We start from the raw sequence: 15,142 nt of genomic DNA on the forward strand, positions 1-15,142 counted from the left end.
GGTGTGGCGTGACGGCGTGACGGGGAGTGATTCTAGTCAACCGGGCCCGGACCCGCGGGACTGGGCTTGCGGGCGTCGCCCGGTCGGGGTCAGCCCGCGGGCCTCAGGAACCGGGTGAAACCGTCGGCCAGGCCCTGGGCCGCGCGCTGGCGCCACTGGGGATCCGTCATCTTCCCGGCGTCGCCGGCGTTGCGCATGTTGCCGCACTCGATGAAGACCTTGGGGACGGTCGACAGGTTGAGGCCGCCGAGGTCGCTGCGGGTGTCCAGGCCCTGGTCGGCGACGTAGTCCGCGTACGGCTCGCCGGTGGCGGCGTGGAAGCTGTCGCGGATCGCCAGGCCGAGCTGGTGCGAGGGGTCGACGATGGCGCTGTTGTCGGCCTTTCCGGCCACCACCTTGGCGGGCATGATCACGTGGAAGCCGCTGCCGGAGGCCGGGCCGCCGTCGCCGTGCACGGAGATCGCGGCGTCCGCGTGCGCGGTGTTGCCGATCGCCGCGCGCTCGTCCACGCAGGGGCCGAAGGGGCGGTCGCCGTCCTGGGTGAGCAGCACGGTGGCGCCCAGGCCCTGCAGCAGGCCGCGCAGCCGGTGCACCACGTCAAGGGTGTACTCGGCCTCGGTGTAGCCGGCGTCGGTCTCGGTGCCGGTGGTGTCGCACTCCTTGTGGGCGTTGCCCACGTCCACCTGGCGGTTGATCTCGGTGGTGTGGTCCACGTTGCCGGGGTTGTGGCCGGGGTCCAGCACGATGGTGCGGCCGGCCAGCGGCTTGCCGGCGGCCGGGCTGCCGGAGGGGCCGGCCGGGCTCGGGCTCGCACCGGCGCCGGGGGTGCTGGCCGGGCTCGGGCTCGCACCGGCGCCGGGGGTGCTGGCCGGGCCGCTGATCGGGCTGCTGCCGGGAGCAGGGCTGGGGCTCGCGGACGGGGTGGTCGCGCTGCCGGTGCCGGCCGTGCTGGGCGCTGCCAGCGCGCCGACCGCGTCGGCGCCGGCCCGGGCGGAGGTGCCGCACCCGGCGAGCGCGAGCAGGGTGAGCAGGCCGAGCGGCGCGGCCAGCAGGCGGGTCACGGCGGTGCGGTCGGCACGGTCGGCACGGTTGGTGCGTGTGGTGCGCTTCACTGGTCGTCAGATCCTGTCCCAGGTGGGGGCGGTCAGGCCGTAGCTGCCGGCCAGCGCGCTCCATTTCGTCACGAAGTCCTTCTTGGCCTGCGTGGCCTGGGGGTTCAGCTGGTCGGCGCGCTGCTTGTCGGGCGTGTTCGGGGCGGTGCCGCTGCCGCCGCAGCCCTGGGCACTGATCGTGCGGGCCCAGGCCGCGTAGGCGCGGTCGATGTCGCCGGAGTCCTGCCAGGCCGTCTTCAGGCTGGCGACCGCGTCCGCGCCGCCGGGGACGTCGGCCATGTTCAGCTTGTCCAGCGAGGCGACGAGCTGGTCGCGCTGCTGGGCGCCGGTGTCCAGGGTCTGCGCGGCGCTGTCGATGTCGGACTTGGCCGGGCAGCTCCCGACCAGCGCCACCGCGCTGCTGATCGGGGCCCTGGCCGACTCGCCCTGGGTCAGCAGCGCGTCCAGCGCCTGGGCCTCGGCCTGCGCGTTCGCCGACACCGAGGAACTCGCCCCCGCGGAGGCGCCGGCGCTCGCCGAGGAGCCGGCACCGGGTGCGCCTGACGGGGTGCCGGTGGGCGCGCCGCCCGGGCTCGGCGAGCCCGACGGGGTGCTGGTGGCGGGCGGGGCGGCCTTCGCCGTGGGGCTGCTGGAGCCGGAGTTCTCCAGCGCCAGCACGGTGCCGCCGCCGATCGCGAGCAGGAGCACCAGGCCGGCGCCGACCACCAGCGGGCCGCGGCGCCGGCGCCCGTCCCGGTCGGGTCCGGCGGGCTCCAACTCCTCGTAGCGGCCGGGCAGGTTGATGCCGCCCGAGGCCTGCGCGGGCGGCGGAGGGTAGCCGGCCTGGGCGAAGGGCTGCTGGGCGAAGGGCGGGCCGGCCTGCGCGGGTGTGCGCGGGATCGCCTGGGTCGCGTCGAAGTCGCCGCCGCCCGGCGGGCCCGGTGGCAATGGCGGCATCGGCGGGGGAGCGGTGGGGCGGCCGGCGCCCTGGGCGGTGGCGTGGTCGGGGAAGCCTCCGGCGGCCGGCGGCCGGGCGCCCTGCCACGGCGGCGCGGCGGGTGCGGCGGCGGGGGGCGGTGGTGAGCCGGCCGGGGCGCCCGGGGCCAGGTACGGCCGGGCCACCGGGGGCGGTCCCTGGTCGCCGGGCCCGGGCGCGCCGGGGACCGGGCCGGGACCGGCCGCTGGCACCGGCGCGCCCGGGCCGGTGGGCTGCGTCCCCGGCGCCGGGCGCCGCACCCAGCCGCCTTCGCCACCGCGCGCGGTCGGATCCCAGACCGCCGGTGTCATGTCGCCCTGGTCCGTCATGGTGTGGCCCCCGCCCTCAGGTCTCGCCCTGTGGCTGCTCGGTGCTCGGTCGTGGTCAGTGTGCCCGCGCCGTCGGCGGCTCGGCGGTGCGCGGTGCGGCGACGCCCGGTGCGTGCGGCCGTGCGCGGGCCCGGGTGTCGGTCGTCACGGTACCGGCCGGCCGCCTCCGGCGGGGCGCTGCCGGCCGAAAAACGGCGTGGCGGAGCGGGCCCGCCGAGCGGGGGCGGGGGCGTGCGGCGGGCGGCACCCGCGGTCAGGCCGCGGTCGGCTCGCGGTCGGGTCGCGATCAGGCCGCCGGGCGGCGCAGCACCCGCAGCGAACCGGTGACCGAGACCTCCTCGAAGCCTTCGGCGAGCGCCCGCAGGTAGACCCGGTAGGGAGCCTGGCCGCCGTCGGCCGGGTCGGGGAAGACGTCGTGCACCACCAGCAGGCCGTCCGCCGCCAGGTGCGGGACCCAGCCCTGGTAGTCGCCGCTCGCGTGCTCGTCGGTGTGGCCGCCGTCGATGAAGACCAGCGCGAGCTTGCCGCCCCAGACGGCCGCGACCTGCGGCGAGCGCCCGACCAGCGCGATCACGTGCTGCTCCAGACCGGCCGTGTGCAGGGTGCGGCGGAACCGCGGCAGCGTGTCCATCAGGCCGACCTCGGGGTCGACCAGGGTCGCGTCGTGGTACTCCCAGCCGGGCTGCTGCTCCTCGGAGCCGCGGTGGTGGTCCACGGTCAGCGCCACGGTGCCGGTGCGCCGGGCGGCGTCGGCCAGCAGGATCGCCGAGCGGCCGCAGTAGGTGCCGATCTCCAGCACCGGCAGCCCCGTGCGCGCCGCGGCCTCGACGGCGGCGGCGTAGAGCGCCAGCCCCTCGTCCACGGGCATGAAGCCGTCCGCCGCGGTGAAGGCCGCGAGCACCTCGGGTGCGGGGACGGACTGCTCCCGGGTCTCGGTCATGGCTGCTGCTCCCTCGTACTGGCCCCGGCCGGCTGCCGCTGGTCGGGCGTCCGGCGCCGGTGGGGCCCTGGTCCCCGGGACCCTACTCGATGGCGGCGCCGCGCCGGTTACCGCCCGGTAGCCGGTGGGAGCACGCCCGAGGGCCCGGCACGCGGGTGACGTGCCGGGCCCTCGGGTGGGGCTGGGGTCCGAGCCGGCCGGCGGGCCGGCCCGGAGGTCAGCGGGCGCCCGCGTTCAGGCGGTGCCTGCCGTGCGGGTCGGCCTCGGGGTTGTCGTCGGCGGCGGTGCCGCCGCGGTGGCGCCCGTGGATCGAGTCCCTGGAGGTGGCCTCGTCGGCGCCGTGGTCGGTGGTGGCGGTGAGGGTTTCGGACATCAGCTCTGTCTTTTCCGTGCGTGGGTGCAAGGTCTGTGGTGCCGCACGGCACCGCCGGCCGTGACCGGGCCGGACAGGGGAAACCGACACCTGGTGGGCCGCGGTGGGCCGCGACACGCCGAGGCGATCACCCCGTTGGTTAGTCACCCTAACGGCAGGGTGGGACAAGAACCTATCGAGATGTGCCGTGTCGGCCGGTGCGGGGCGCCGAGGTGCTGGTAGGACGGGCTGTGCCGGCCGGGGCCCGTGGTACGCGCGTCGGCGTGTCCGACGGTCGGTCACATGTTCGGCGGGACGTGCCCGAACCGATCGCGCCGACCCGGACCGATCGCCCTACGCGGTCCGGTCGCCGTGCAGGAAGCCGGCCAGCAGCTCGTGCAGGACCGCCGAGCCCTCCTCGGCCAGCACCTCGTGGCCCGCGCCGACCGCCTCCACGTAGCGGAAGTCGGTGCCCTCCACCCGGCCCAGGCGCAGCAGCGCGTGCCGCAGTGCGCGGGACTGGCTGACCGGGACGGCCTCGTCCCGGTCGCCGTGGACGATCAGCAGCCGTGCGGTCAGCCGCTCGGCCAGTGCCAGGACGTCACGCGGGCCGTAGGCGTCCTCGATCGGCTCGTCGCCGCCGAGCCGGGCGGCCAGCGAGCGCACCGGCGCGGCGGCCTCGGCCAGCAGGCGCGCGCCGGACAGGAACGGGGCCACCACCGCGCAGCGCGCCACCTGTTCGCGCGGCGCGTGGGCGCAGGCGAGCAGCGCCAGGAACGCGCCGTAGCTGACCCCGAACAGGGCGGGCGGCGCCAGGCCCAGCGCCGCGCGCCGGGTCGCGACGTCGGCCAGCAGGGTGAGCACGTCGGCCAGGTCGGGCCCGCCCCAGGCGCCGCGGATCGCCATCGCGTGCTCGCTGCCGTAGCCGGTGCTGCCGCGCTGGTTGGGCGCCAGCACCGCCAGGCCCGCGGCGGCCATCCGCTGCAGCGCGGGGTCGAACTCCAGCCGCCAGGCGTCGGCCGGACCGCCGTGCAGCGCGAGCACCAGCCGAGGGCTGCTCAGCCAGCCCTCGCCGCCGTACACCACCGCCTCCAACGGCCCGGCGGGACCGGGCAGTTCCAGGCAGCGCGCACCGTGCCAGGCGCCGCCACCGGCGGGGGCGGTGCTGCCGTCCAGCCGCCAGCCGGCCCGCGGCGGCGCCGTCGTGGCACCGGCCGGCCACGGCGGGTCGGCGGACCACGGCCGCCCGCTCGCCGCCGCCCCGGCGCGGGAGTTGGCCAGGCCCGGCGCCAGCCCGCTGGCCACCGGTGTCAGCGGCGGCGCCGCCTGGCCGCGCAGCAGGTCGACCTGGAGCGCGGCGAGGGCGGCCGGGTGGTCGGGAGCGGAGTACGGCATCCGCAGCCCGGCCGGCGACCAGTGGCCGATGCCGCCGAGCCGCCCCGGCGGCACCGCCAGCGGCTCCAACTGCCCGGCGGCCGGCCGCCACAGGGCCAGCGCCGAGCCCGCGCCGCGGTCGAGCTGGACGGCCACCCGGCTCTGCCCTGCCCGCTGCGCCCCGGGCTCCAGCGCCACCGGCCGCAGCAACTGCCCGGGGGTGTGCAGGCAGTCGGGGAAGCGCACCGGGTCGGAACTGCCCAGGACGCCCCAGCCGAGCCGGTCCTCGCCGGGGGCGTCGCTGCGCAGCAGCAGGAAGCCGGTGGCGGGGTCGCAGAGCAGCAGCCGGTCGTTGCTGTGCTCGGCGATCTCCAGCAGCGGGGTCGCCGTGCCGAGCCGCAGATCGAGCGCGACGGTCCGCACCAGCTTGGCGCGCACCCCGTCCAGCGCGAGCATCCGGCCGTCGTGGTCCAGCCAGACGCCGCCGCCGTGCAGTCCGGGCAGTTCGGCGATCCGGCCCGGGGCGCGGCCGTCGGCGTACACCAGCCAGGCGGTGGTGGTCGCGAGCGGACCGCCGCCACTGCTGGTGCGGGGGAGGGGATCGGTCCCGAGCGCCACGGCCACCGGCGCGTCCTGCGCGGGAACACCGTCCATGGGCAGGGGGAGCAGACGGAGACCGGCCATCCGCAGGGTCGCCAGCGGCTGCTCCACCGCGGGCCCGCCGGGCTGCGCCGCGGCGGACAGCAGCACCAGGTCGTGCCGCTCGCCGTCGTGGCGGCAGACCAGCACCCGTCCGTCCGGCAGCGACACCAGCTGCGAGCGCAGCTGCTCGCACCGGCCGCCGGGCAGCGGCAGGGCGGTCGGCTCGGCCGGCGCGTCGGCGGTCAGCCGCCAGCTCTCGGCATACCAGCCGCCTTCGGCGCCGGCCGCCAGGCAGGCGGCGTGCGAGCCGTCGGCGGCGAAGGTGAAGCTCAGCCGGCGCAGGGCCGGCGCCGTCGTGCGCAGAGCGGCGGTCACGGGGACACCTCTTCGAATCTGCCGGTGGGTCGGGGGACCGCGGCCACCGGGTCCGTCGGCAGGTCCAGCCAGAGCCGTGGGCCGCCGTGCCGCAGGCGCAGCAGGAAGGCGAGCGGTCCGGCGCTGCCGGTGCCGCGGGTCGGCGGGCAGCCCGTCCCGGTCCCGTCCGACAGCACCAGCAGGCCGTCGTGCAGGGTCGCGCGTGCCGCGATCAGCTGGGCCAGCTCGCGTGCCCCGGCCCGGAACCGCGGCTCGCCGGTGGCCCGGGCCAGATCCAGCAGGTACTCGCCGTCGTCGGCCAGGGCCCGGCAGGCGCCGGTGCCGCCGTGCCGATGGCCGTCCAGCAGCGCGAGACCCGCCGCCACCGCCGGTTCGCGCAGGGCCGGGTCGCCGGTGTGCTGCCAGAGCCGGACCAGGAAGCCGCCCGCGTGCGAGGCGCCGCCGCACCCGTGTGCGAGGCGGACGCCGGGCGGCTCGCCGGCGCGCTGCGGCCACCGGGCGGCCGCGCCGTCGAGGCACGCGGTGGCCGCCAGGGTGCGGGCCGCGCGCTCGGCGCCGGCCAAGGCCGCAGCGTCGCCGGTGGCCCGGTGCACCGCGAGCAGGAAGGCACCGACGCCCGCCACGCCGGGCACGTGGTCGAGGTCGACGTCGACGTCCTTCGGCACCGGCCGGAGGGTGCCGCAGGACTCTTGCTCGGCCGCCGCCAGCAGCTGCCGGGCGATGGCCAGTGCGGCCTCGGTGTCGCCCAGCCGCAGTTGCAGGAACCCGGCACCCGCCGCGCCGTGGCAGCGGGCCGGGCCGGGCCGCTGCCACGGGGCGGGGGCGGCCAGCCGGCGGGCCCGCTCGCCGAGCGCCGGGTCGCCGAGCGCCTCGGCGGCGTCCAGCAGGGCCCAGATCGCGCCGGAGCGCGCGAAGGGCGGCCCCGGCAGCGCCAACGGCGCGGCGGCGCAGTGGCGTTCGACCCAGCGCGCGGCCTGGCGCACGGTCAGCTCCACCGCCGAGCGCGGTTCGGCGGGCAGCAGGCCCGGCTGCCGCAGGGCGCGGGCCAGGACCGCGAGCACGCCGGCCGTGCCGCGCCGGACGTCGCACGGGTCGGCGTGCTGCCCGCCGGGAACGGCGGGCCACAGCTGGTCCGGGCGCCGCGCGGTGGCGCTGGTGGCCAGTCGGCGCAGCCCGTCGAGCAGTACCCGGTCGAGGACGCGGTCGACCTGTTCCGGTGGCGGCGCGGCGGGCGCGCCCGCCGACGGCGTTGCCCGCGTCCGGGTCAGCAGCTCCCGCAACTGGTCCAGGGTCCAGCGCCGGTGGGGCGATTCGGCCCGCAGGCCGAGCACCGCCGGGGCCAGCCGCCGCGCCGTGTCGCTCTCGCGGGCGGCCAGCGCCAGCCAGCGGCCGAGCCGCTCGGGCACCGGCCGGAACCTGGGCAGATCCTCGGGCAGCAGCGGGTCGTGCCCGGTGGCGAGCAGGAAGAGGAGGCCGCCGAGCGCGAACAGGTCGGCCGCGGGCTCGGCCGGCCGGCTCTCCCCGGACCCCGGTGGCCGCCCGCCCGCCGCCCCCTGCTCCGGTGCCCGGTAGCCCGGGGTGCCCGCGGGGCCGGCCACCGTGCCCGCCGGGCAGGCGAGTTCGAGGTCGGCCAGGCGCAGCTGCGGGCCCCGGGGCGTCGGTGCGACCAGCACGCTGTCGGGGGACAGGTCGCGCAGCACCAGCCCGTGGGCGTGCACCCGGGTCAGCAGATCGGTCAGTGCCAGCGCCATCGGCCCGGCCTGCTCCCACGGCACGCCCGGCGCGCTGCCCGGGCTCAGCCGGGCCGCCACCCAACTGCCCAGCGGCTGGCCGGGGAGGTGCTCCTGGACGAGCAGCAGCGAGTCGGCCTGCTCGATCAGCTCCAGCGGCCGTGCGGTGAGCCCCTGCCCGGCCAGCTCGCCCAGCCACCGGGCCTCGCGGCGCAGCGCGGGGCGGGCCCCGGCGCCCGTCCGGTCCACCCCGATGCGGGACCGGGCCTGCTTGACCAGCACCGGCACGCCGGTGCTGGTGTCGGTGCCCAGGTACACCCGGTTCCGGCCGCCGGACCGCACCGCCGCCGTCAGCGCGTACCGGTCGCCGACCAGCACGCTGCCTGCGTCCTGTCGCCCGCCTCCAGTGCCGCCGCCGGTGGCCGGCCCCCTCCCCTCGACGGGGTCGGCCACCGGCGGCGGGCACCGGTGACCCGTCCCCCGGACGTCCTCGGACCGCTGCCCGGCGACGGCGCCGTAGCGGTAGTGCACCCGGCTGTCCGGTGCGAACGGCCGGGTGCCGGGCACCGCCGGGCCCGGCAGGCCCTCGGTGGCCAGGTGCAGTTCTTCGAGCAGCCGCAGGAACTGCGCCTCGTCCATCGGGTGGACGGTGATGAACCCGCAGGCCGGGCCGTGATCGCCGGCGCGCGCGTTGATCCGGTGCAGCCGCTCCCGGTCGGCCGCGAACCTGAAGACGCACGGATCCTCGGCCAGCACCCCCGCCACCGCCGAGAGCACCTCGGTGGCGGCCGTGCCGGCCGCGCTGATGTGGATCTTCCAGCCCGGCGCGGGCAGCAGCCCGGGGTGCGCGAGCGCCTCGGGCGGACGCACCGTGCACCAGAAGTCGTCGAAGGCGGCCTCCCAGCCGCCCGCTCCGCCGCCACCCGGCGCCGCGGTGCTGCCGGCCACGGCCGCCCGGGCCACCTCCACCAGTGTGTCGTCCGCGGGCGCCCCGGTCCGCCAACTGCTCCCCAGCGGCGCCGGCTCCCCGGCCGGTCGCAGCGGTATGCCCACCCCCATCCGCGTCCCACCCCCACTCTCTCCTCGCCGACCCGCCGTGGCTGCTCCCGGCTGCTCCCGGTGCCCCCTGGAGTCCGCCGGAACGGATAACTCCCCTTCGCTCCAGCGAAGTTACTTTTGGGGCCGAGGGCGCTCAACGCAGGCCGGGTCACTTCACTCGTTAGGGTGATCCACAGGCGCGTTCCGCTGCGGACGCCCGTCCCGCTCTGCCATGGCGGTTCCCGGCGCGCGGCCCGGGTGCGCGGTCGCGGCGGCGGCGTGCTCGGCGCCGTGCCCCGGTTGACGCCCGGCCCGGGTGCCGCTCCCCGCGCGCCCCGCACCCGCTCCCCGCGTGCCCCGCACCCGCTCCCCGCCCGGCCCGCACCCGCTCCCCGCCCGGCCCGCGGCCCCGGCGCCGCCCCGGCGCGCGGTAGTCTCAACGGGTGCCGAAACTGTCCGACGTCATCAACGCGCTCGACGAGCTCTACCCGCCGCACTGGGCGGAGTCATGGGACGCCGTCGGCCTGGTCTGCGGCGATCCGGACGACGAGGTGCGCCGGGTGCTGTTCGCCGTCGACCCCGTGCAGCCGGTGGTCGAGGAGGCCGTGGCCTGGGGCGCCGACCTGCTGGTCACCCACCACCCCCTCTATCTGCGTGGCACCACCAGCGTGGCCGCGAGCAGCTTCAAGGGCCGGGTGGTGCACACCCTGATCCGCGCCGGGATCGCCCTGCAGGTGGCACACACCAACGCCGACCACGCCGACCCGGGCGTCTCCGACGCGCTGGCCGAGGCCGTCGGCCTGCGGATCACCGGACCGCTGATCCCGGACCCGAGCGACCCGGCCGGCCGCCGGGGCACCGGACGGATCGGCGAGCTGCCCGAGCCGCTGGCGCTGGCCGACTTCGCCGCCCGGGTGGCGGCCGGTCTGCCCGCGACCGCCGCCGGTGTGCGGGTGGCCGGCGACCCGCAGCGCCCGATCCGCCGGGTCGCCGTCTGCGGCGGCTCCGGTGACAGCTTCTTCGCCGAGGTCCGGGCCGCGGGCGTGGACGCCTACCTGACCGCCGACCTGCGCCACCACCCGGCCTCCGAGGCCGCCGAGGCCGGCCCGGACACCGCGCTGCTCGACGCGGCGCACTGGGCCACCGAGTGGCCCTGGCTGAACCTGGCCGCCCGCGACCTGGGTGCCGCCGCCGCCAAGGCCGGCTGGGACCTCACGACCCGGGTCTCCACCCTGGTCACCGACCCGTGGACGGCGCACACGCCGATGCCGTTCGACCCGCCGTCGGCCCGCTAGCGCCGCCGACCACCGGCGCCCCGCGCGCCCCCCGTACCTGCCATCCGCTCGACCCCGTCATCACAGGAGCCCCCCGCTTGAACGCCGCGCCCGCCGACCAGATCCGCCTCCTCGACCTGCAGGCCATCGACTCCAAGCTCGACCAGCTGGCCCACCGGCGCCGCACCCTGCCCGAGCACGCGGAGATCGACAAGGCCACCGCCGACCACACCGCGCTCAAGGACCTGGTCATCGCCGCCCAGGCCCAGCAGGGCGACACCGCCCGCGAGCTGACCAAGGCCGAGCAGGACGTGGACCAGGTGCGCACCCGCGCCACCCGCAACCAGCAGCGGATGGACTCCGGCGCCGTCAGCTCCGCCAAGGACCTGGAGAACCTGCAGCACGAGATCGGCTCGCTGGCCAAGCGCCAGGCCGACCTGGAGGACGTGGTGCTGGAGGTGATGGAGCGCCTGGAGACGGCCCAGACCCGGGTCACCGAGCTGACCGCCCGGCTGGAGCACGCCGAGGTCGTGCTGGGCGAGGCCGTCACCCGTCGTGACGCGGCCTTCGCCGAGATCGACGCCGAGGCCGCCAAGGTGGGCCGCGACCGCGAGGCCGTGGCCCAGGTGGTCCCGGCCGACCTGCTGAAGCTCTACACCCGGCTGCGCGAGCAGCAGGGCGGCGTCGGCGCGGCCCGCCTCTTCCAGCGCCGCTGCGAGGGCTGCCGGGTCGAGTTCGCGGTCTCCGACCTGAACGCGATCAAGGCCGAGCCCAAGGACGCGGTCGTGCGCTGCGAGAACTGCGGCCGGATCCTGGTGCGCACCGCAGAGTCGGGCATCTGATCCGGTGACCGCCCGCAGGCTGATCGTCGAGGCCGACGGCGGGTCCCGGGGCAACCCGGGCCCGGCCGGCTACGGCGCGGTGGTCCGTGACGGCGACACCGGCCGGATCATCGCCGAGGCCGCCGAGTACCTCGGCCGGGCCACCAACAACGTGGCCGAGTACCGGGGACTGATCGCCGGCCTGCGGGCGGCGCACGCGATCGACCCGGCCGCGGGCGTGGAGGTCCGGATGGACTCCAAGCTGGTGGTCGAGCAGATGTCCGGGCGCTGGAAGATCAAGCACCCGGACATGCAGCCGCTGGCCGCCGAGGCGCGCACGGTCTTCCCGCCCGGGCAGGTCGGCTACTCCTGGATCCCGCGCGAGCGGAACAAGGACGCGGACCGGCTGGCCAACGAGGCGATGGACGCGGGCCAGGCGGGCAGGCCGTGGCAGCCCAGGGGCGAGCCGAGCGCCCACCCCGTCGCACCCGCCGCGGCCGTCGACGAGCCCGCACCCGCCCTGGCGCTCCAGGCTCCCGCGCCGCAGGCCGGCTGGGCCGCGGCGGGCGATCAGATGGTCGCCACCACGCTGGTGCTGCTGCGGCACGGCGAGACGGCGCTCACCCCGCAGAAGCGGTTCTCCGGCAGCACCGGCAGCGACCCGCAGCTCTCCGAGAAGGGCCGCTGGCAGGCCGAACGGGCCGCCGAGGCGCTGGCCGCGCGCGGCACCGTGGAGGCCGTGGTCAGCTCGCCGATGCTGCGCACCCGGCAGACCGCCGAGGCCGCGGCCGTGCGGCTGGGCCTGCCGGTGCGGATCGAGGAGGGCCTGCGCGAACTGGACTTCGGCGCCTGGGAGGGCCTGACCTTCGCCGAGGTGCAGGAGCGCCACCCCGAGGACCTCGACGCCTGGCTCGCCTCCACCAGGGCCAGGCCCACCGGCAGCAGCGAGAGCTTCGCCGCGCTGTCCCAGCGGGTGGGTGCGGCCCGGGACCGGATCCTGGCCCGGTACGCGGGGCAGACGGTGCTGGTGGTCTCGCACGTCAGCCCGATCAAGACGCTGGCCCGGCTCGCGCTCGGCGCCCCGCCGGACGCGGTCTACCGGATGGAGCTGTCGGCCGCCTCGCTCTGCGCCGTGCAGTACTACAGCGACGGCAACGCCTCGCTGCGGTTGTTCAACGACACCGGCCACCTGCGCTGACCATCCGTCAGGGGCCTTGCACAGCAAGGCCCCTGACGGTGCGTCTCAGTGGATCTCGGTGACCACCACGTCCAGCTGCCACGGCTTGCGCGCCGTCCCCGCCGCCGCGACCTCGACGGTGTAGCCGAGTACGCGCAGCACCTCCAGCAGCGCGCCCGGCGTGGCCGGCTCCGCGCCCGAGTTCAGCAGGTCGCGCACCAGTCGCCCCTTGGTGGCCTTGTTGAAGTGGCTCACCACCGTGCGCCTGCCGTCCCGCTCCTGGAGCACCCGCACGGTGGCGGTGCGGGCGATGGTCTCACCGGCCGGCTTCCAGGCGGCCGCGTACGCCGAGCTGCGCAGGTCCAGCACCAGCCCGTCCGCCTCGCCCGGCAGCACCTCGGCCAGTTCGCCGCGCCAGTAGGTCCCGAGCGCGCCCAGCGGCGGCAGCTTCACCCCGCCCGAGCAGCGGTAGGCCGGGATCCGGTCACCGAGCCGGACGGCGCCCCACAGGCCGGAGAAGATCAGCAGCGAGCGCTCGGCCCGCGCGTAGGCGGCCTCGTCCAGCTTGCCGAGGCCCAGCGCGTCGTAGAGCACGCCGGTGTACAGCTCGCCGGCCGGCAGCGTGCCCGCCGTGCGCAGGGCGGCGTTGCGGGCGATCTCGCCGCGCAGGCCCTTGCTGAGCCCGAGCACCTCGGCGGCGGTGTCCTCATCGCCCCGGCACAGCTCGACCAGCGCGGTGAGGACCCGCTCGCGGGCCCCGGTCAGCGCGGGCAGCGAGAGCCCGGCGGGTGCGAGCGGCGGCCCGTCGGGTGCCTCGGCCTTGCCCTCGGACGGCGGCAGCAGGACCTGGAACGCCATGCGCGGCCTCCTCTTTCGTGCTCCAGCGGTTTCGTGCTCCAGCGGTGCGGATGGTGCCGTGCAAATCTACCGGGCCCGCCAACCGGCTCCCTACCATGGAGGCGAGGGGGTGCACGATGCCGAGATACATCGAGCAGGTCGAGATCCTCGCCTCGCCGCAGGCGGTCTGGGCCGTGCTGTCCGACGTCCAGGGCTGGCGCAAGTGGACGCCGACGGTGGAGCTGGTCCGGATCCTGTCCCGCCCGGGAGCGCCCGCCGGGGCCGGCTCCTCGTTCGGGGTCGGGTCCGAGGCCTGGGTCAAGCAGCCCAGGCTGCCCGGTGCCCGGTGGCGGGTGACCGTCTTCGAGCCGGCGAGCTCGTTCACCTGGCAGAGCCAGGCGCCGGGGGTGCGCACGGTGGCGGCGCACCTGCTGTACCCGTACCCGCGCGGAGCCGCCGAGCCGCGGGGCACCGAGGTCACCCTGGAGCTGCGGCAGAACGGGCCGCTCGCCTGGCTCGCCGGGCTGCTGCTCGGGCGCCTGACCCGGCGCTACCTCGCCCTGGAGGCGGCCGGGCTGAAGGTGTACTGCGAGGCGCTGGCCGGCACGCGCTGACGGATCCGGTGAATACCTCTGCCTGGGAGGCATTCCGAAATCATCCTACGAATGCATAGGATGGCCGAGTGACTGACGTAACCGAGCCGACCGCCCTCACCCGACGGCGGCGCCTGTTGATCCTGGCGATCTGCTGTCTGAGCCTGCTGATCGTCGGACTCGACAACACCATCGTCAATGTCGCGCTCCCCGCCATCCAGCGCGATCTGCACGCACCCGCCTCCGGCCTGCAGTGGGTGATCGCCGCCTACACCCTGGTGCTGGCCTCGCTGCTGATCCTCTCCGGCTCGGTCGCCGACCGGGTCGGGCGGCGCCGGATATTCCAGCTCGGCCTGCTGCTCTTCGTGCTCGGGTCGCTGCTGTGCAGCATCGCCCCGAGCCTCGGCTGGCTGATCGCCTTCCGCGCCGTGCAGGCCGTCGGCGGCTCGATGCTCAACCCGGTCGCCATGTCGATCATCACCAACGTCTTCACCGATCCGCGCGAGCGGGCCCAGGCCATCGGGGTCTGGGGCGGCGTGGTCGGCATCAGCATGGCGCTCGGCCCGGTGCTCGGCGGCCTGCTGGTGGACAGCTACGGCTGGCCCTCGATCTTCCTGATCAACATCCCGATCGGCCTGCTGGCCTTCGTGCTGGCCGCCCGCTTCGTCCCCGAGTCCCGGGCGCCGAAGCCGCGCCGGCTCGACCCCGTCGGCCAGCTGCTGGCGATCGTCGCGCTCGGCGCCGGCACCGCCACGATCATCGAGGGGCCGGGGCAGGGCTGGACCTCGCCGGGCATCCTGACCCTGGCCGTGGTCGCGCTGCTCGCGCTGATCGCCTTCCCGCTCTGGGAGCGCAGCCGCCGGGAACCCCTGCTCGACCTGCGGTTCTTCCGCAGCGCGCCGTTCAGCGGGGCGACCGTGATCGCGGTCTGCGCCTTCGCCTCGCTCGGCGGCTTCCTCTTCCTCAACACCCTGTACCTGCAGGAGGTGCGCCACTACAGCCCGGTGGAGGCCGGCCTGTGGACGCTGCCGATCGCCGCCTTCACGCTGGTCTGCGCCCCGATCTCGGGCCGGATCGTCGGCTCGCGCGGCCCGCGGCTGCCGCTGCTGATCGCCGGTCCCGCGCTGGCCGCCAGCGGGGCGCTGCTCACCCGGCTGACCGCCACCTCGCCGCCCGCCCTGCTGCTGCTCGCCTACAGCCTCTTCGGGCTCGGCTTCGGCCTGGTCAACGCGCCGATCACGAACGCCGCGGTCAGCGGCATGCCCCGCGCGCAGGCCGGGGTGGCGGCGGCCGTCGCCTCGACCAGCCGCCAGGTCGGGCAGTCGCTGGGCGTCGCGGTGATCGGCACCGTGGTCACCGCCGCCGTGGTGGGCCCGCTGGCCACCGGCCTGGCCCCGGCCAGCCACGCCGGCTGGTGGATCATCACCGCCCTCGGCGGGGTGATCGCCCTGCTCGGCGTGGTCACCACCACCGGCTGGGCCCGCGGCACCGCCGAGCGGGTCGCCGCCCGCCTCGACCCCACCGCCCCCGCCCCGGCGTCGGGTCGGCCCGCTGTCCGGCCGACGCCCTCCGACCGGCTACGATAGCCAGCAC

At 76.9% G+C, this 15,142-nt stretch carries 12 protein-coding genes; 5 read left to right on the plus strand and 7 right to left on the minus strand.

Features of this window, described 5'->3' with window-relative positions; all coding sequences use genetic code 11:
• Positions 1-89 precede the first annotated feature (89 nt).
• From OG294_RS28705 to lanL, 6 genes are all read right to left on the minus strand, one after another.
• Complete coding sequence (locus OG294_RS28705; protein WP_327069439.1) at positions 90-1,112, minus strand: N-acetylmuramoyl-L-alanine amidase; 1,023 nt, start codon at positions 1,110-1,112, stop codon at positions 90-92.
• 6 nt (positions 1,113-1,118) lie between these two features.
• Complete coding sequence (locus OG294_RS28710; RefSeq protein WP_327069440.1) at positions 1,119-2,396, minus strand: hypothetical protein; 1,278 nt, start codon at positions 2,394-2,396, stop codon at positions 1,119-1,121.
• Positions 2,397-2,682: 286 nt separating this feature from the next.
• Entirely contained in the window at positions 2,683-3,336 is a 654-nt protein-coding gene (locus OG294_RS28715; protein WP_327069441.1) for a class I SAM-dependent methyltransferase, read from the minus strand.
• Between the two features lie 217 nt (positions 3,337-3,553).
• Positions 3,554-3,709 (minus strand): hypothetical protein, encoded by a 156-nt coding sequence (locus OG294_RS28720; RefSeq protein WP_327069442.1) that lies wholly within the window; start codon positions 3,707-3,709, stop codon positions 3,554-3,556.
• 333 nt (positions 3,710-4,042) lie between these two features.
• Positions 4,043-6,079 carry a S9 family peptidase gene (locus OG294_RS28725; protein WP_327069443.1) on the minus strand — a complete coding sequence of 679 codons (2,037 nt, stop codon included), beginning with the start codon at positions 6,077-6,079 and terminating at the stop codon, positions 4,043-4,045.
• Positions 6,076-8,868: a class IV lanthionine synthetase LanL gene (gene lanL, locus OG294_RS28730; protein ID WP_327069444.1), complete on the minus strand. Its 2,793-nt coding sequence runs from the start codon at positions 8,866-8,868 to the stop codon at positions 6,076-6,078. Before lanL ends, OG294_RS28725 begins: the two co-directional genes overlap by 4 nt.
• 422 nt (positions 8,869-9,290) lie before the next feature.
• Here lanL and OG294_RS28735 point away from each other — a divergent pair, with 422 nt between their 5' ends.
• The 3 genes from OG294_RS28735 (at position 9,291) to OG294_RS28745 (ending at position 12,140) form a co-directional block, all read left to right on the plus strand.
• Complete coding sequence (locus OG294_RS28735) at positions 9,291-10,142, plus strand: Nif3-like dinuclear metal center hexameric protein (protein ID WP_327069445.1); 852 nt, start codon at positions 9,291-9,293, stop codon at positions 10,140-10,142.
• 77 nt (positions 10,143-10,219) lie between these two features.
• Positions 10,220-10,963, plus strand: coding sequence for a zinc ribbon domain-containing protein (locus OG294_RS28740; protein ID WP_327069446.1), 744 nt, complete (start codon positions 10,220-10,222; stop codon positions 10,961-10,963).
• Between the two features lie 4 nt (positions 10,964-10,967).
• Positions 10,968-12,140 (plus strand): bifunctional RNase H/acid phosphatase, encoded by a 1,173-nt coding sequence (locus OG294_RS28745; RefSeq protein WP_327069447.1) that lies wholly within the window; start codon positions 10,968-10,970, stop codon positions 12,138-12,140.
• A gap of 45 nt (positions 12,141-12,185) precedes the next feature.
• Here OG294_RS28745 and yaaA read toward each other — a convergent pair whose 3' ends face one another.
• Positions 12,186-12,977, minus strand: coding sequence for a peroxide stress protein YaaA (gene yaaA, locus OG294_RS28750; protein WP_327069448.1), 792 nt, complete (start codon positions 12,975-12,977; stop codon positions 12,186-12,188).
• 116 nt (positions 12,978-13,093) lie between these two features.
• On the opposite strand from yaaA, the gene OG294_RS28755 reads away from it, so the two are divergent.
• Positions 13,094-13,570: an SRPBCC family protein gene (locus OG294_RS28755; protein WP_327069449.1), complete on the plus strand. Its 477-nt coding sequence runs from the start codon at positions 13,094-13,096 to the stop codon at positions 13,568-13,570.
• Positions 13,571-13,638: 68 nt separating this feature from the next.
• Positions 13,639-15,135, plus strand: a complete 1,497-nt coding sequence (locus OG294_RS28760) for a DHA2 family efflux MFS transporter permease subunit (protein WP_327069450.1) — start codon at positions 13,639-13,641, stop codon at positions 15,133-15,135.
• The last annotated feature ends 7 nt before the right edge of the window (positions 15,136-15,142 follow it).

The organism is Kitasatospora sp. NBC_01302 (assembly GCF_035976515.1).
GTDB lineage: Bacteria > Actinomycetota > Actinomycetes > Streptomycetales > Streptomycetaceae > Kitasatospora.